We start from the raw sequence: 16,995 nt of genomic DNA, 5'->3' as shown, positions 1-16,995 counted from the left end.
AGAGCTGTTTCGCAAATTTATGCGGACAGCTCGGTGCGACCCTTGCCGCGACGTGCCGAAAGGATGGCACGACCTGCACGGGTACGCATACGAAGGCGGAAGCCATGCTTCTTCGAACGACGACGGTTGTTAGGCTGAAAAGTCCGCTTGCTCACGGTGACACTCCAAAACGTTTTAGATGATGCGTACTACCCGTTACTAGCTAGCTGGATAACAACAGGATGACGCTCGTGCTTTTTATAAAATGCGCTTTTTTCGCGGGCTCTTCCAAAAATGAGCAAGTCGCAAAAAGATGCGCATAGGACTGAATAACAATAGAAAACTATGCGCGCAAGGTCAAATTGGCGCACGAGTTCTGCCCATGCTCCCTACTTCGAGAGTCGGCCTGTGAATAATCTACCCCAGACTTGTGGATTAAGGCTGTGCATAACGAAAGAAAATTCACAGTTTTCCGCAAAACAGCTAGTCATCTCGCAGCGAAAAACGCTTGATTTCAAGGGAAAACCCGTTTTCCACAGTAATAACACCCGGTTTTTCCACGGAGCTGTGCATAACTGTGTGGATGATGGATAGAATCAATGCAGACGTGGTCCAGAAAACGACGTTTTAGAAGCCTGGAAACAGGATTCTTGTGACCAAGATTGCATTTAAACGGAAGCGGGGCGCCCTTAGTGAGCAGCGACGAAACCAATAGCATTGGTAGCTCTTGGCGCCAAGTCATCCGGAAGATCGAGGATGATGATCGCGTCAAGGCGCGTTACCGTGCCTTCGTATCGCTGGCTAAACCTCAGGGACTAATCGGTACGACGCTCTTAGTTGCGGTACCCAATGACCTCACCCGCGATATTCTGCAGACTCAGCTGCGCGAGCCGCTGGATGAAGCACTGCGAGAAGTCTTCCAGGACGAGATCCGTTGCGCCGTCAGCGTTGATCTCTCGCTCTCGGATGAGCCCGAAGAAGATGAGCCTGAAGCCAAAGCCGCCGCGCCGTCAGCTCCAGCAGTCGTTGAGACTCCTGGTCCGCGCCCCCAGCCAGCACCGCAGCCAACTCCCCCATCGAATTCGCAGGAGTTCGGCCGGCTGAACCCGAAGTACATTTTCGACACCTTCGTGATCGGCTCATCGAACCGCTTTGCCCACGCCGCAGCCGTTGCTGTTGCCGAAGCGCCGGCCAAGGCCTACAACCCGCTGTTCATCTATGGTGATTCAGGTCTGGGCAAGACTCACTTGCTGCATGCCATTGGCCACTACGCACGCCATCTCTACAAGGGCATCCGCGTGCGCTACGTGAACTCCGAAGAGTTCACCAATGATTTCATCAACTCGATCCGCGACGACGAGGGCGCAAGTTTCAAGCAGACTTACCGCAATGTCGACATTCTGCTCATTGACGACATTCAGTTCTTGGCCAACAAGGACGCTACCCAGGAAGAGTTCTTCCATACCTTCAATGCGCTGCACAACCACAACAAGCAGGTTGTCATCACCTCTGATCTGCCTCCCAAGCAGCTGCAGGGATTCGAAGACCGCATGCGTTCGCGCTTCGAGTGGGGCCTGCTGACCGATATTCAGCCACCAGAGCTGGAGACGCGTATTGCGATTTTGCGTAAGAAGGCCGACGCCGAAAATCTTTCAGCTCCAAGTGATGTCATGGAGTACATTGCTTCGCGTATTTCCACGAATATCCGGGAACTCGAAGGTGCTTTGATCCGTGTCACCGCTTTCGCGTCGCTGAATAACCAGCCCGTGGACCTTGCATTGGCCGAAACCGTGCTCAAGGACTTGATCAGCGAAGACGGGGCCCAGGAAATCACGCCGTCGACCATCATCAAGCAGACCGCAGAGTACTTCGGACTGAGTATTGATGAGCTGAACAGCAAATCGCGAACTCGTACTTTGGTCACCGCGCGCCAGATCGCCATGTACTTGCTGCGTGAGCTTACCGACATGTCGTTGCCGAAGATTGGTGCAGAACTTGGCGGCCGCGACCACACCACCGTGATTCACGCAGATCGTAAGATCCGTGAGCTCATGGCCGAGCGTCGAGCGATCTTTAATCAGGTCACCGAGCTAACCAACCGGATTAAGCAGAGCCAGCGGGAGCACTAGCGGCGAGAAATCACAGGTGTGGATAAGACTGTGGATGATTTGGTGAAGACCTGCGGATAAGTGCGCAAACCATGTGGACGTTAAAAATCGTGGAACTGAGTATCAACAGGATGGTGGAACTGAGTCTCACGTTCAACCACAGATTGTTCACATGCACAATCGTGGGCGGGTCTGGGGTTACAGGCCTTATCCACAGTATCCACAAGGGTTATTAACACTTCTCCTTTAAACCCTTAATCATCCAAATAACGAGTCCACTCCACACCCTCGAGCCAAATCCTGTGCAGAACAATTTTTTTGTTGCATCGTCCACACTTCGTTCATTGAGCAGACGTTGCGCTATCAGGGCGTGGCAAGATTAGATGGATAAAACGTGCAATTACCTGCTCTATGCTTAAGAACTTGGCGAGGGAACAACCTTCTTGGCCTGACTTAAGACTTATGGGTTCCGAAAGGCGGATTTTTCGTGAAGTTCAGCGTTGAAAAGGATGTATTGGCAGACGCCGTATCCTGGACTGCCCGGTCCCTGGCACAGCGACCACCATCACCTGTTTTGGCTGGCATTCTCATCACCACCCATGAAGGCCTGGTTCGGCTCGAGGGATTCGACTATGAGATTTCCTCGCATATTGAGATTCCCGCGGACATTTCTGAGCAGGGTTCGATCTTGGTTTCCGGCAAGCTCTTGGCTGAGATCACCCGATCGCTGCCTAACTCGACGGTCACCTTGGAAACCGAAGGCTCGAAGATCTCGCTGACCTGTGGCCGTTCACGATTCCACCTGGCCACCATGCCAGTTGATGAATACCCAACCCTGCCTGAACTTCCAGCTATCGCCGGCACTATCGATGGCCAAGCATTCTCCGAAGCTGTATCGCAGGTTATCGTTGCGGCGTCCAAGGACGACACCTTGCCAGTTCTCACCGGCATCAAGGTTGAAATTGAAAACGACCTGATCACGTTCTTGGCCACGGACCGCTACCGTCTGGCTCTGCGTGAACTCAATTGGACTCCTAACCAGGCGGAAATCTCGACCTCCTTCCTGATCAAGGCCAAGACCCTCAACGAAGTTGCCAAGACTCTCTCGAGCTCTGGCGAGCTGAAGCTTGCAATGAGCGAGAACGGCGAAATGGTTGGCTTCGAAAGCTCCAACCGCCGGACCACTTCGTTGCTGATCAATGGCGAATACCCGAAGATCCGCTCGCTGTTCCCAAGCGACACCCCAATCCATGCCACCGTTCGCACCAGCGAGCTGATGGAAGCTGTTCGTCGTGTATCGGTGGTTGCCGAACGCAATACCCCAGTTCGCATGGCTTTTACCGATGGCCAGCTGACCTTGGATGCCGGCACCGGCGAAGACGCGCAGGCTGAAGAAGCTATTGTTGCGTCTCTTCGCGGCGAAGACATCGTCGTGGCCTTCAACCCGACCTTCTTGTCCGAAGGCCTGAACTCCTTCAATACCGATTTCGTGCGCTTCTCCTTCACCAGTGCGCCCAAGCCGGCCATGCTGACCGGCCAGAAGAAGCTGGATGAGGATGACCAGGACCAGTATCGCTACCTCGTGATGCCGGTTCGGTTGCCCAACTCGAACTAAGCCAATTTCGTGGTGGATGGCTAAAGCCATCCACCACCTTCTTTCTGTCAGGACCTCGGTGTATATCTCGCAGCTTTCACTCACGGGCTTCCGCTCGTATGCGCAGGCCGACGTGCACCTGGCCCCTGGGATCAACGTTCTGATCGGCCCCAACGGCGTCGGCAAAACCAATATCGTTGAGTCCGTTGGCTATTTGGCCAATCTCTCTTCGCATCGCGTGAGCAATGACGCCCCTTTGCTGCATTTCGGTTCTGAGCGCGCGCTGATCCGCGGCACCGTGCATCGCGGACCGCAAACCACGGTGATCGAGGTCGAAATCACCAGTGGCAAGATCAATCGTGCCCGCATCAACCGGGCCAACCCGGTTCGCGCTCGGGAGATCCTGGGCATGGTGCGCACCGTGCTCTTCGCCCCGGAGGACATGGCGCTGATCAAGGGCGACCCGTCCAACCGCCGCAAGTTCTTGGACGAGCTCCTGGTAGCCCTGCGCCCGGTAGAAGCCGGCACCAAGAACGACTACGACCGCATCGTGAAGCAACGCAATGCCCTGCTCAAATCCATCCGCGGCAAGTCCAAGCTGAGCACCTCGCAGGAAAACACTCTCAAGGCCTGGGATCTGCAGTTGGCCTTGACGGGCGCTCGATTGATCCGCGGACGCCTTGACGTCCTGGCCTTGATTCGCCCGTACATGCAGGCCGCCTACGCGGATTTAGCCGATGGCGCGAAGGAAGCGCGCGCCGTCTACCGGTCCTCGCTCGAGGGCGAACTCGATGAAAACAGCCTGCCGGCAGAGGATCTTGATTCCTTGGACCAAGAAGAAATCCAGGAACTGCTGCTGAACGCCATTGAAGTTAATCGCGGTCGGGAAGTCGACCGCGGAATTTCGCTCTTTGGACCGCACCGGGACGATCTGACCCTGATCCTGGGACCGACCCCTGCCAAGGGCTATGCCTCGCACGGGGAAACCTGGTCCTTTGCCCTGGCCCTGCGCCTTGCCGCCTACCGTGTTTTCGGCGATGACGATCCCCGCCCAGGTTCCGGACCCATCCTGATCCTTGATGATGTCTTTGCCGAACTGGACACCACCCGTCGTGATCGTTTGGCGCATATCGTTGCCGGAGCCGAGCAGGTTCTGGTGACCGCCGCCGTTGTCGAAGATGTTCCAGAAGCACTGAAGGGACATTTCTTCCAGGTCTCCCCTGGCCAGGTTGTCGATGCATGAGCCATCAGAACGGGATGAACACCGCTTCGATCCAGAGATCGATGCGGCCAAAGCACTGCTCAACCGCATGCGGAAGCTCGCCGAAGAACGTGGCGAGAAGCGCATAGATGCGGCGCGCATGGACAAAGTGCGCAAGCGAAAAGCCGCCCGCCGCGGATTCGCCGCTGAAAAGCCGGAATCCGCCGAGGGGGCGATCCGCGATCCGCGCGCCATCGGCGAAGTAGTCTCCCGCTTGTCCAAGTCCCGCGGCTGGAACACCCAGGTCGCGGTCGGATCGGTACTCGGCCGCTGGCCCGACATCATTGGCGTGGAGAACGCGAAGCACTGCAAGCCGGAATCCTTTGAAGACACGGTGGTGGTGATGCGCTGCGATACAACAGCGAGAGCTGCGCAAATGCGCCTGCTCAGCCACGATATTCTGAAGAAATTCGATGCCGAGTTGGGTCCCGGGATCGTCACCGTGATCAAGGTGCTCGGGCCTAATGCTCCCTCCTGGCGCCATGGCATGCGTTCGGTGGCCGGCCGGGGTCCACGCGACACATACGGGTAGAAATTGCTGGCACGGCATATGGCGCACTCACGGACCCGGAGGGTGGATCCCCCCACACTTGATCGCCCCAACTGCCTCAGAACGTCAATTAGCAGCTTTTGGTGGGCGATTTAGGCCTCAAAGTCACCGTTTATTTTGGTCTACGCGGTAGAATTAGAGGTAGTGAAATGACTCCGCTGCGGGCTTGCCCGGCGGCGGTGTCCCTCCAGACCATGATTGCCTGACGCGCTGAATCCATCGCAGCGGGCAATCGCGCGCCAAATCCGAGGAGTTCGTAGCACCCGTGTCTACCGAAAATGCTTCACCGCAGGAACCGGCTGAAAGCCAAGCCCCCGCGGAATCGATGACTTCCAAAGTCGAACACACTTACGGCGCCCAGGATATTACCGTCCTCGAAGGACTCGAAGCGGTACGCAAACGTCCGGGCATGTACATCGGTTCCACCGGCCCTCGAGGCCTGCACCACTTGGTCTACGAAGTCGTCGACAACTCCGTCGATGAGGCGCTGGCTGGCTACTGCGACACCATCAACGTCACGCTGCAGGCCGATGGCGGCGTGCGCTGTGAAGATAACGGCCGCGGCATCCCAGTAGACATCCACCCAACCGAGGGCAAGCCAACCGTAGAGGTTGTCATGACCATCCTGCACGCAGGTGGCAAGTTCGGTGGCGGCGGCTACGCGGTCTCCGGCGGCCTGCACGGTGTGGGCATCTCCGTGGTGAACGCCCTGTCCGAGAAGGTCAACACCATCGTGCGCCGCCAGGGCCATGCGTGGCGCATCGGCTTCGGCAACGGCGGCCACACCGTCCAGGAGCTGACCAAGGGCGAAGAAACCGAGCTGACCGGCACCAGCCAGACCTTCTACCCGGATCCGGAAATCTTCGAGACCACCGAATTCGATTTCGAGACGCTTCGCGCCCGTTTCCAGCAGATGGCCTTCCTGAACAAGGGCCTGCGCATCACCCTCACCGATGAGCGAGTGCAGGACAACGAAGAGCCCGAGGCCGAGGTCGAGGAGGAAATCGAGAACCAGGTAGTCAAGCCGCGCACGGTGGACTACCTGTACAAGGACGGCCTGCTGGACTACGTCAAGCACCTGAACGCCGCCAAGAAGATCGAACTGGTCCACGACGAGGTCATCGCCTTCGAATCCGAAGATGCTGCCCGCGGCATCAGCCTGGAAATCGCGATGCAGTGGACCAGCGCCTACGCCGAATCCGTGCACACCTACGCGAACACCATCAACACCCATGAAGGCGGCACCCACGAAGAGGGCTTCCGCGCGGCCCTGACCGGCCTGCTCAACCGCTACGCACGCGATAACAAGATCCTGCGCGAAAAGGACGACAACCTCACCGGCGAGGACGCCCGCGAAGGGTTGACCGCCGTGATTTCGGTCAAGCTCTCCGAGCCCCAGTTCGAGGGCCAGACCAAGACCAAGCTGGGCAACTCGATGGCCCGAGGCTTCGTCCAGGGCGTGGTCAACGAGGAACTGGGCGACTGGTTCGAGCGCAACCCGAACGTGGCCCGCGACATCATCCGCAAGGCCCAACTGGCTTCGCAGGCCCGCATGGCCGCCCGCAAGGCCCGCGACAACGCCCGCCGCAAGTCGCCGATGGAATCCTTCGGCATGCCGGGCAAGCTCTCGGACTGCTCCTCGAAGAACCCTGCCGAGTGCGAAGTGTTCATCGTGGAGGGCGACTCCGCAGGCGGCTCCGCCAAGCGCGGACGCGACCCGCACACCCAGGCCATCCTGCCGCTGCGCGGCAAGATCCTGAACGTGGAACGTGCCCGCCTGGACCGCGCGCTGGGCAATGCCGAAGTGCAGGCGATGATCACCGCCTTCGGCACCGGCATCGGCGAAGAGTTCGACATGGCCAAGCTGCGCTACCACAAGATCGTGCTGATGGCCGATGCCGACGTGGACGGCCAGCACATCACCACGCTGCTGCTGACCTTGATCTTCCGCTTCATGCGCCCGCTGATCGAGCACGGCTACGTCTACCTGGCAGCCCCGCCGCTGTACCGCATCAAGTGGTCCAATGCGCCGCATGACTACGTGTTCACCGACAAGGAACGCGACCAGGAGCTGCTTGCCGGCCAGGCCGCCAACAAGCGCCTGCCCAAGGACAACGGCATCCAGCGCTACAAGGGTCTGGGCGAGATGGACTACTCGGAACTGTGGGACACCACCATGGATCCGGAGCACCGCACGCTGCGCCAGGTCACCATGGACGACGCCGCAGCCGCGGACGAGGTGTTCTCCGTGCTGATGGGCGAGGACGTCGAGTCCCGCCGTAACTTCATCCAGCAGAACGCCAAGGACGTGCGCTTCCTGGATATCTAGCCGGCCGCCGCCACCACAGATATCCACCGAAGACTTTTTTGACTTGTAAGGGAAGAAATTGAGCGACGAGCAAACCCCTGAGAACGCACCAATGGACGGCGAGATCATCGAGCCGGTCCCAGAAGGCGGTCGCATCGACCAGATCGACCTGCAGACCGAAATGCAGCGTTCGTACCTCGACTACGCCATGGCCGTTATTGTCGGCCGCGCGCTGCCGGATGTGCGCGATGGCCTGAAGCCGGTGCACCGCCGCGTGCTGTACGCAATGTACGACGGCGGCTACCGCCCTGAGCGCTCGTACAACAAGTGTGCCCGCGTGGTCGGCGAAGTCATGGGCCAGTACCACCCGCACGGCGACACCGCGATCTACGATGCGCTGGTCCGCCTGATCCAGGACTGGGTCATGCGCTACCCGCTGGCCCTGGGCCAGGGCAACTTCGGCTCCCCGGGCAACGACGGCGCCGCCGCCCAGCGTTACACCGAAACCAAGATGGCCCCGCTGGCCATGGAAATGGTCCGCGACATCAACGAGAACACCGTTGATTTCCAGGACAACTACGACGGCAAGAACCAGGAACCAACGGTTCTTCCGGCGCGTTTCCCCAACCTTTTGGTCAACGGCTCCTCCGGCATCGCCGTGGGCATGGCCACCAACATCCCGCCGCACAACCTGCGCGAAGTCGCCGAGGGCGTGCAGTGGTACTTGAAGAACCCGGAAGTTTCGCGCGAGGAGCTGCTCGCCGAGCTGATGCTGCGCGTGAAGGGCCCGGACTTCCCATCCGGCGCCATGATCCTGGGCACCAAGGGCATCGCCGATGCCTACCGCACCGGCCGCGGCTCGATCACCATGCGCGCAGTGGTCAACGTGGAGGAAATCCAGGGACGAACCTGCCTGGTGGTCACCGAACTGCCGTACATGGCCAACCCGGATAACCTCGCGGTGAAGATCGCCGAACTGGTCCGCGACGGCAAGATCGCCGGCATCGCCGACATGCGCGACGAGACCTCGGGCCGCACCGGCCAGCGCCTGGTCATCGTGCTCAAGCGCGATGCCGTGGCCAAGGTAGTGCTGAACAACCTGTACAAGCACACCGAGCTGCAGTCCAACTTCTCGGCCAACATGCTCGCGATCGTCGACGGGGTGCCGCGCACCCTGCCGCTGGATGGATTCATCCGCCACTGGGTCACCCACCAGATCGAAGTGATCGTCCGCCGTACCGAATACCGCCTGAAGAAGGCCGAGGAAGAAGCCCACATCCTGCGCGGCCTGCTCAAGGCCCTGGATGCCCTGGACGAGGTCATCGCCCTGATTCGCCGCTCGGCTACCACCGAGGCGGCGCGCGACGGGCTGATGGAGCTGCTGGACATCGACGAGAACCAGGCCCGCGCCATCCTCGATATGCAGCTGCGCCGCCTGGCCGCCCTCGAGCGCCAGAAGATCCAGGATCGCCATGCCGAGCTCGAGCGCATGATCGCCGAATTCGAGGCGATCATCGCCGATCCGGCACGCCAGCGCCAGATTGTCTCCGAAGAACTCAGCGAGATTGTCGACAAGCACGGGGACGAGCGCCGTACCAAGGTGCTGATGGGCTACGACGGCGACATGAGCGTCGAAGACCTGATTCCCGAAGAGGAAATGGTCGTCACCATCACCCGCGGCGGCTACGTCAAGCGCACCCGCATCGACAACTACCGTTCGCAGGCACGTGGCGGCAAGGGCATCAAGGGCGCGAACCTGCGCGGGGACGACGTGGTGGAGCACTTCTTCGTCACCTCGACCCACAACTGGCTGCTGTTCTTCACCAACCACGGCCGGGTTTACCGCACCAAGTGCTACGAGCTGGCCGAGGCCGGCCGCGATGCCAAGGGCCAGCACGTAGCCAACGTGATGGCCTTCCAGCCGGACGAGCACATTGCCCAGGTGCTGGACCTGCGCACCTACCAGGATGCGGCCTACCTGATGCTGGCTACCCGCAACGGCTTGGTCAAGAAGACCCGCCTGGAGGATTACGACACCAACCGCACCGCCGGCGTGATCGCGATCAACCTGCGCGAGGACGATGAACTGGTCTCCGCGCAGCTGGTCAGCGAATCCGATGACGTGATGCTCGTCTCACGCAAGGGCCAGTCGGTCCGCTTCACCGCCACCGATACCGCGCTGCGCCCCATGGGCCGTGCAACCTCGGGCGTGACCGGTATGAAGTTCCGCGAAGACGATGAACTGCTGGCAGCCGACGTGGTCCGCGAAGGCTCCTACGTCTTCACCGTGACCAACGAGGGCTACGCCAAGCGCACCACCGTCGAGGAATACCGTGTGCAATCCCGCGGTGGTTTGGGCATTAAGGTGGCCAAGCTCAACGAGGAACGCGGTGAGCTGGTTGGCGCGCTGATCGTCGACGAGACCGATGAGGTCTTGGTGGTGATGGGCTCGGGCAAAGTAGTCCGCTCGGCCGTTTCGCAGGTTCCTTCCAAGGGCCGCGACACGATGGGCGTCATCTTCGCCAAGCCGGACAAGAAGGACCGGATCCTTGCGGTTGCCAAGAACTCTGAGACTGAGCTCGAAGAGAACTTGGAGGAAGATGCCGTAACGTTGGACGCAGAAAACACGATCGATGAGTCATCGGCTGTGCCAGAAAACGAATCCGGCGCGGAAAATGATGACAACACTAACGGAGGTAACGCATGAGCACGCCCTCGACGCCACGCCCCAGCGGCGGTGCCCCGAAGAGCGCAGCGCCGCGACCTACCCAGGTAAAGCGTCCAGCTCCGACCGGTACTGGCGCCCGTCCGGCTAGCGCCGGCGCACGACCAGCAACAGGCCAAGCGCGTCCAGCGGGCCAGCGCCCGACAGGAGCGCCGCAGCGCCCAACCAGCCAGCAGCGTCCGGCCAATGGCCAGGATCGCCTGGTTCGTCCAGCGCCCAAGGCAAAGGTCCGCAAGGCCCGCCTGCTGGTTTCCAAGGTGGAGCCTTTCTCGGTTCTGAAGCTGGCCTTCCTGCTCTCGGTAGCTTTCGGTGTGATCACCGTGGTTGCCGCCGTGGGCATCTGGGCTGTCTTGGATCTGACCGGAACCTTTGATGCGTTCAACCAGCTGATGCGCGAGGCCATTGGCGCCGACGGCAACTTCGACCTGCGCGACACCATGTCGCTGGGCCAGGTGGCTTCCTACGCGACGATCATCGCAGTGGTGAACGTAGTGGTAATTTCCGTGGTCTCCATGCTTGGCGCGGTGCTGTACAACATTGCTGCTTCACTGGTCGGCGGAGCCGGAGTGACCCTCACCGACGACTAGGAACACCCCAAGTCGAGCCCGGGATTCATGCTGTGATGCATGACACCCGGGCTCGATTTGTATCTTTGGGAGAACACCGGTAAAGTTTTATTTCGTTCCGAAGGGAACAAAAACAAAAGCAAGGGCGTATAGCTCAGGCGGTTAGAGCGCTTCGCTGATAACGAAGAGGTCCCAAGTTCAAGTCTTGGTACGCCCACGGAAACCTTGCTGGAGAGAAAGAGGGAGTAATGAAAAAGTTCCTGGTTCTCGCATCGATCGCGGCTGCTGCAGTAGTCTTGGTCAAGAAAGCGAAGGCTTCGTCGGAAACGAAGGAAACCTGGCATCAGGTAGCCGATAAAGTTTCCTAAAGCTTTTGGGGCCTTAGCTCAGTTGGTAGAGCGTCTGCTTTGCAAGCAGAATGTCAGGAGTTCGATTCTCCTAGGCTCCACAAAAGAAAGTGGCGGAAAGTGAAAACTTTCCGCTAATTCTTTTTGATTGATTCGGATGAATTGATCTTGGAGTGGAAACTTCAAAATTGAATACGGGGCCTTAGCTCAGTTGGTAGAGCGTCTGCTTTGCAAGCAGAATGTCAGGAGTTCGATTCTCCTAGGCTCCACATTTGCCAAAAGGCGGAAAGTGAAAACTTTCCGCCTTTTGCGTATCCAGAAGAAAATTCTATTTCGCTAGTGCCGGATCCGGGCCATCCGGACATGCTCATAGTGTCCAATAAGCTGCTCGCCAATGCTGTGCCAGGACCGATCCTGGACACTGCTAAGCGCAGCGCTGGCAAAAGCCAGCCGTTTCGCATCGTCATAGGCCAAATCGCTGACCCGACTGCGCAGCTCACTAAGGTTTCCTGGCTGATAGAGCCAGCCCGTGCGCGAGGAATCCACCAGATCCAGCGGTCCCCCACGGCCTACGGCCACGACAGGCACACCACAGGCCATGGCTTCCTGAATGGTCTGGCAAAAGGTCTCTGAGGCGCCAGGATGCACAAAGATGTCCAGCGAAGCCATGACCTCGGCCAAGCGTTCCCCGGAAAGGAAACCGGTGAAGTGGGCGTTGGGCAAAAGGCTGCGCAGTTCGTCCTCGAGTGGGCCGGAACCGACGATCACCAGCCGAGTATTCTCAAGACTCGCCAGGGCCTGCAGGTCCGCGACCTGCTTCTCTGCTGCCAGCCGGCCGACGTAGCCAATGACTACCTCGTCATTCGGGGCAACCGCCTGCCTGAACTGCTCGCTTCGCCGTCTTGGCGTGAACTGCGCTGTATCTACTCCCCTGCCTGAAATGGCAAGCCGCGGAACGCCCAGAGATTCGAGCTGGTGGTAGGAAAACGTGCTTGGAACCAGAGTGAGGTCCGCACCCGTGTGGATCGCTCTGACGTGCTCCCAGAGCCTCTGCGTCAGCCACGGCATTTTGTAGCGTGCTGCGTAGCTGGGAACCTCGGTCTGATACAGCGCCACGGTGGGCAATTCGAGTTCCTGTGCAGCGCGCAGAGCCTGCCATCCAAGGATGAACGGGCTAGCCAGATGAACTACGTCGACGCGCTCTCGAGCCAGCATCTTGCGCAGGCGCGCCACACTGGTGGCAGCGACCCGAACCTCGGGATAGCTTGCCAAAGGCATCGACGGAACTGTGAGGATCTTGAAGCCCTGATAGAGCTTTGGCACGCCATGGCCCGACAGCTCCCCTGCCAGCGAGCCTGCAGGGGTAATGACCACGGCCTCCTGGCCAGTCTGCCTGAGGTGATCCAGCGTCTTGAGGATTGAGTTGGTGACCCCATTGAAATGGGGAAGGAACGATTCAGCGACGATTGCTACCTTCACATCTTCAGCATGCTTTTCGTCAATTACACGCAAGTGAATATGACAAGGGTAGTGGATTAACTTCAGTTGTCTCGTTGTGGCCGCAACTCTTTAGTGGCAAAATACCTAGGTGCCCTATGAACAGTCCAGCCCTTCCGCCGCGGCGGTAAATGCCAATAAGAACGAAAAAGACTCCCGCATCGCGGTGTTGCTATTCCCTGTGCTGATTTTGCTGGGCGGACTGTGCGGAATGCTCGTTCCCCAAGCGTTCGTGGGGTTTTCCGGATGGATAAATCCCCTGCTGATGGTGATCATGTTCTGCATGGGGCTGACGCTGACCTTGCCAGACTTCGCCCTGGTGTTCAAGAACCCGTTGCCGGTGCTCGGCGGTGTCGCAGCGCAGTTCATCGTGATGCCATCCATGGGCTGGCTGGTCGCCACGCTGCTGCAGCTTGAACCTGCCTTGGCCGCCGGCCTGATCCTGGTTGGCTGCGCACCAGGTGGCACGGCATCGAATGTGGTTTCCTACCTGGCTCGAGGCAATGTCGCCTTGTCCGTTGCCATGACGTCCGTGTCGACCTTGCTCGCACCGCTGCTGACCCCGGCGCTGGCCTTGTGGCTGGCTGGCCAGTACATGCCGGTCGATGCTGGATCCATGGCCGTCAGCGTCATCAAGATCGTACTGATCCCTGTGGTCCTAGGCATCGTCCTGCGCATGCTGTTCAACCGGTTCGTGGCGAAGATCGGTGGTGTGCTGCCATGGCTGTCGGTGCTAGCCATCACCTTCGTGGTGACGGTCATCGTCGCGGGCAGTGCACAGACGATTTTGACTGCTGGCCTGCTGGTCCTGGTTGCGGTCATTTTGCATAATGCCCTGGGCCTGGCTTTGGGGTATGCCATGGGTGTCCTGTTGCGCGTTCCCGAAGCTTCCCGGCGCACAATTGCCATCGAAGTCGGCATGCAGAATTCAGGCCTCGCCGGTGGGCTAGCGAAGCAATACTTCTCGCCTGAAGCCGCTCTGCCAGGTGCCGTATTCTCTGTTTGGCATAACTTGTCCGGCGCATTGATCGCAGCTTATTGGCGGAGAAAAGACGCTAAATAGCTCGAGAGTGCGGGCACGGATAAAAGTATTCCATCATAAGAATATCTTGATCTGACCAAGTATTCGCCGGATCCGGCACGTTCCGAGTTCGAATGAAGCCCATGCGCTGGGAAACTGTAATCTTGGTTGGTGACCATCTTGCTTGCCTTGGTCGGAATTCTCGGGATTTCGGCATCCGGCCCCATTATTGCCGCCTTCCCTGGTGTCCCGGTTCTCTCCATGGCCTTTTGGCGCAATGGAGCTGCGGCGGCCGCGCTCAGCGCACCGGCACTGCGAAAGAACTCCAAAGCTTATCTGCAGATGACCGGGCGAGAATGGTTCTTCACCGGGGTAGCAGGTGTAGCTCTCGCACTGCATTTCGTGTGCTTCATGTATTCGATGCGACTAACCAGCGTGGCTGCTGGAACGGCACTGGTGTGCATCCAAGGTGTCTGGATCGCGATTTACCAGGTTCTTCGCGGAACCAAATATGGAACGCAGGTTTTCCTTGGCATGGGCATTGCGCTGCTTGGTGCAATCATCATCACGGGATTCGACATGGGGCTGGGACGTGATGCCATCATTGGCGACCTCTTGGCACTAGCCGGTGGCGTCTTGGCCGCTGTGTACACGCTGGCCGGATCCGTGGCTCGCAGGACCTTGGGAACTACAACGTATGCCTCGAGCTGCTATGCCATTACCTCCGCAGTGCTGCTAATCCTGTGTTTCCTGACTGGAACGCCGATTTGGGGTTTCGACGCCCGAGGATGGATGGCGATCATTCTGCTGACGCTTTGCGCGCAGATCTTTGGCCATACCGCCATGAATCATTTGCTCAGCGTGCTCGGTCCGCTCACGGTCTCGACGCTGATTCTGCTCGAGATTCCTGGCGCGGCAATCCTGGCGGCAATATTCTTGGGGCAGGTAGTTCCTATCGCTACCTATGCCGGGTTGGCCGTGATACTTGTTGGGCTTGCCCTCGTGATTCGAGGGCAAGCCCAACCAAAAGCAGCCTAGACGGCTTTATTTGTCATCTTCGAGGATTTCGCGGATTTCTTCCACGCTGGCTTCACGCGATTCAACAGGCTCGTGCGGTTGTGCAGGAAGTGGTTCGTTTTCCCATGGATCCTCAATTGGTTTCGAGGCCTTCCACACAGCTACCAGCACTGCGACAAGTCCCGCAATCAAGCCAACGGCTAGTACTTTTCCTGCTTTGCTCTTCTTGCTCATGCATTGCTCCCGATCCGAAAAAATTCACGCTAACCGACAGTTCAAGACTAGGCAGTTCTATGCCCAGTGGCCAGCAGTATCGGACAAGCAACCTAAGAATGGTCCAAATTTTCTCTCAACGCGTACGTCAGTATTTAGCGGGTCGAGCATAGATCATGGAAGAATGAAGGCATGACCGCAAACGCAACTCATAAAGCCACGATTCACACTACTTTGGGCGATATCGTTGTCGATCTCTTCGGCAACCACGCACCAAAGACCGTAAAGAACTTCGTTGGCCTCTCGACCGGTGAGCAGGAGTGGGTACACCCAGAATCCGGTGACAAGAAGACCAACACCCCGCTGTACAGCGGAACCATCTTCCACCGCATCATTTCTGATTTCATGATTCAGGGTGGCGACCCACTGGGCCAGGGCTTCGGCGGCCCAGGCTACCAGTTCGATGATGAGATCCACCCAGAACTGAACTTCAACGAGCCTTACAAGCTGGCCATGGCCAACGCGGGCATCCGCATGGGCCGTGGAACCAACGGTTCGCAGTTCTTCATCACCACCGTTCCTACCACCTGGCTGCAGGGCAAGCACACCATCTTCGGTGAAGTCCTTGACGCTGACTCGCGCAAGATCGTTGACGCGCTGAACGCCGTTGCTACCGATGGCCGTGACAAGCCACTGGAAGACGTCGTTATCAACTCGGTCGACATCGAGACCCTGTAACAACACAGGCGCACCAACCCGAGGCTCTGACGATTCCCTAGCGGCATTGTCGGGGCCTCGAGTATTTAATCCTTCTCCCCCAACTCAAGGCAGGTACTGATGTCCTTTGGACAGGTTTTCCCAGAGGGCCAAGCAACTCCGACGTGCTATCGACACTCGCAGACGGTGTCCTATGTTTCATGCCACCGGTGCGGACGTCCGGTCTGCCCGCAGTGCCAGGTCTCTGCGCCTGTAGGTGTGCAATGCGTAGACTGCGTCGCGCAAGCCAATAAGAACCTGCCGCGGCAGAAGACCCAATTCGGTGGCCGGGCTCGATCCGGTGCTCCTGTTATCACCTACACTTTCATCGGCCTGAACGTGCTGGTGTATCTGCTGCAGTGGATCATCCCTGGATTCACCAATCAGCTTGTACTTGCGCCGGCTCTGGCCGCCTATGAGCCATGGCGCCTGATCACCAGCGCCTTTGCCCACTCCACGAGCTCCTTCTTGCACCTTGCCATGAACATGTACGGCGTCTACATCTTCGGCACCATGCTCGAACCAAGGATGGGACGGCTGCGCTTCACCTGGCTATACCTGCTCAGCGCTTTTGGCGGTTCACTAGGCGTTCTCCTGCTGAGCAACCCGATCAGCGCCACGCTCGGCGCTTCGGGCGCACTGGCAGGCTTGTTCCTCGCAACTTTCGTAGTGTTCCGTTCCAACAAGCAGGCACTTCGCTCCATGGGAATTATCCTGGCGCTGAATGTCGTTCTCGGCTTCGTTATTCCCAGTATTTCGTGGCAGGGGCATCTGGGCGGAGCGATATTGGGTATCCTCGCAGCCTGCTGCATTGTGCTGATCCCGCGAAGTAATCCACAGCGTGCGCGTAACCAGATACTTTTACTCACGGCCTTGTCGATTGCGTTGCTGGCAGCCCTTTACCTCTCCACGGAAGCAGTGAAGTGGCCCTTGGGATAGTTCGAAAAGAAGCAATGCAGTTATCCACACTGCTTATCCACACTGTTAATAACTTACAAGCGTGTAACTCTCGAGGCCTAGTGGTTATTAACAGCCCCAAGACCCCGTGATATC

Annotated in this window: 15 protein-coding genes and 3 tRNA genes; 15 read left to right on the top strand and 3 right to left on the bottom strand. The window is 58.5% G+C overall.

Going from position 1 to position 16,995, the window contains the following annotated elements; all coding sequences use genetic code 11:
- Positions 1–17: 17 nt before the first annotated feature.
- Positions 18–155, bottom strand: coding sequence for a 50S ribosomal protein L34 (gene rpmH, locus EDF61_RS08200; RefSeq protein WP_075972541.1), 138 nt, complete (start codon positions 153–155; stop codon positions 18–20).
- A 516-nt stretch (positions 156–671) separates the two neighbouring features.
- On the opposite strand from rpmH, the gene dnaA reads away from it, so the two are divergent.
- From dnaA to EDF61_RS08150, 11 genes are all read left to right on the top strand, one after another.
- Positions 672–2,108, top strand: coding sequence for a chromosomal replication initiator protein DnaA (gene dnaA, locus EDF61_RS08195; protein WP_133833762.1), 1,437 nt, complete (start codon positions 672–674; stop codon positions 2,106–2,108).
- 466 nt (positions 2,109–2,574) lie between these two features.
- A complete protein-coding gene (gene dnaN, locus EDF61_RS08190) occupies positions 2,575–3,702 on the top strand; it encodes a DNA polymerase III subunit beta (protein ID WP_105658692.1) in 1,128 nt (375 codons plus the stop codon).
- A gap of 58 nt (positions 3,703–3,760) precedes the next feature.
- On the top strand, positions 3,761–4,924 hold the full coding sequence (gene recF, locus EDF61_RS08185; protein ID WP_133833761.1) for a DNA replication/repair protein RecF: 1,164 nt from the start codon (positions 3,761–3,763) through the stop codon (positions 4,922–4,924).
- A complete protein-coding gene (locus tag EDF61_RS08180) occupies positions 4,917–5,474 on the top strand; it encodes a DciA family protein (RefSeq protein WP_105658690.1) in 558 nt (185 codons plus the stop codon). The genes recF and EDF61_RS08180 overlap by 8 nt, the downstream gene beginning before the upstream one ends.
- A gap of 343 nt (positions 5,475–5,817) precedes the next feature.
- Positions 5,818–7,821, top strand: a complete 2,004-nt coding sequence (gene gyrB / locus EDF61_RS08175; protein ID WP_208294252.1) for a DNA topoisomerase (ATP-hydrolyzing) subunit B — start codon at positions 5,818–5,820, stop codon at positions 7,819–7,821.
- Positions 7,822–7,879: 58 nt separating this feature from the next.
- The gene (gene gyrA, locus EDF61_RS08170) at positions 7,880–10,507 is read left to right on the top strand and encodes a DNA gyrase subunit A (protein WP_133833759.1); all 2,628 of its coding nucleotides are present in this window, start codon (positions 7,880–7,882) and stop codon (positions 10,505–10,507) included.
- Positions 10,504–11,112 carry a DUF3566 domain-containing protein gene (locus tag EDF61_RS08165; RefSeq protein WP_133833758.1) on the top strand — a complete coding sequence of 203 codons (609 nt, stop codon included), beginning with the start codon at positions 10,504–10,506 and terminating at the stop codon, positions 11,110–11,112. Before gyrA ends, EDF61_RS08165 begins: the two co-directional genes overlap by 4 nt.
- A gap of 122 nt (positions 11,113–11,234) precedes the next feature.
- Positions 11,235–11,308 (top strand) — tRNA-Ile (locus EDF61_RS08160).
- Between the two features lie 31 nt (positions 11,309–11,339).
- A complete protein-coding gene (locus EDF61_RS19070; RefSeq protein ID WP_219844366.1) occupies positions 11,340–11,459 on the top strand; it encodes a DLW-39 family protein in 120 nt (39 codons plus the stop codon).
- Positions 11,460–11,466: 7 nt separating this feature from the next.
- Positions 11,467–11,539 (top strand) — tRNA-Ala (locus tag EDF61_RS08155).
- Between the two features lie 95 nt (positions 11,540–11,634).
- Positions 11,635–11,707 (top strand) — tRNA-Ala (locus EDF61_RS08150).
- Positions 11,708–11,774: 67 nt separating this feature from the next.
- Here the strand turns inward: EDF61_RS08150 and EDF61_RS08145 are convergent.
- Positions 11,775–12,917 (bottom strand): glycosyltransferase family 4 protein, encoded by a 1,143-nt coding sequence (locus tag EDF61_RS08145; protein WP_133833757.1) that lies wholly within the window; start codon positions 12,915–12,917, stop codon positions 11,775–11,777.
- Between the two features lie 109 nt (positions 12,918–13,026).
- Between EDF61_RS08145 and EDF61_RS08140 the strand changes: the two genes are divergently transcribed.
- A complete protein-coding gene (locus tag EDF61_RS08140; RefSeq protein WP_133833756.1) occupies positions 13,027–13,998 on the top strand; it encodes a bile acid:sodium symporter family protein in 972 nt (323 codons plus the stop codon).
- Between the two features lie 129 nt (positions 13,999–14,127).
- A complete protein-coding gene (locus EDF61_RS08135) occupies positions 14,128–14,994 on the top strand; it encodes a DMT family transporter (RefSeq protein WP_133833755.1) in 867 nt (288 codons plus the stop codon).
- A gap of 6 nt (positions 14,995–15,000) precedes the next feature.
- Here the strand turns inward: EDF61_RS08135 and EDF61_RS08130 are convergent, their stop codons facing one another.
- Positions 15,001–15,207, bottom strand: coding sequence for a hypothetical protein (locus tag EDF61_RS08130; RefSeq protein WP_105658684.1), 207 nt, complete (start codon positions 15,205–15,207; stop codon positions 15,001–15,003).
- Positions 15,208–15,378: 171 nt separating this feature from the next.
- Here EDF61_RS08130 and EDF61_RS08125 point away from each other — a divergent pair, with 171 nt between their 5' ends.
- Complete coding sequence (locus tag EDF61_RS08125; RefSeq protein ID WP_105658683.1) at positions 15,379–15,924, top strand: peptidylprolyl isomerase; 546 nt, start codon at positions 15,379–15,381, stop codon at positions 15,922–15,924.
- Positions 15,925–16,161: 237 nt separating this feature from the next.
- Positions 16,162–16,881 (top strand): rhomboid family intramembrane serine protease, encoded by a 720-nt coding sequence (locus tag EDF61_RS08120; RefSeq protein WP_166650743.1) that lies wholly within the window; start codon positions 16,162–16,164, stop codon positions 16,879–16,881.
- Positions 16,882–16,995: the final 114 nt, after the last annotated feature.

Source organism: Arthrobacter sp. JUb115 (genome assembly GCF_004365035.1).
In the GTDB taxonomy this organism is placed as follows: domain Bacteria; phylum Actinomycetota; class Actinomycetes; order Actinomycetales; family Micrococcaceae; genus Glutamicibacter.
This window is presented reverse-complemented; position numbering and strand designations above follow the sequence as displayed.

Excerpts from the sequence above, each read along its gene's own strand:
- EDF61_RS08165 (WP_133833758.1), top strand. The coding sequence starts at position 10,504 with ATGAGCACGCCCTCGACGCCACGCCCCAGCGGCGGTGCCCCGAAGAGC.
- gyrB (WP_208294252.1), top strand. The coding sequence starts at position 5,818 with ATGACTTCCAAAGTCGAACACACTTACGGCGCCCAGGATATTACCGTC.
- EDF61_RS08130 (WP_105658684.1), bottom strand. The coding sequence starts at position 15,207 with ATGAGCAAGAAGAGCAAAGCAGGAAAAGTACTAGCCGTTGGCTTGATT.
- EDF61_RS08125 (WP_105658683.1), top strand. The coding sequence starts at position 15,379 with ATGACCGCAAACGCAACTCATAAAGCCACGATTCACACTACTTTGGGC.
- EDF61_RS19070 (WP_219844366.1), top strand. The coding sequence starts at position 11,340 with ATGAAAAAGTTCCTGGTTCTCGCATCGATCGCGGCTGCTGCAGTAGTC.
- EDF61_RS08180 (WP_105658690.1), top strand. The coding sequence starts at position 4,917 with ATGCATGAGCCATCAGAACGGGATGAACACCGCTTCGATCCAGAGATC.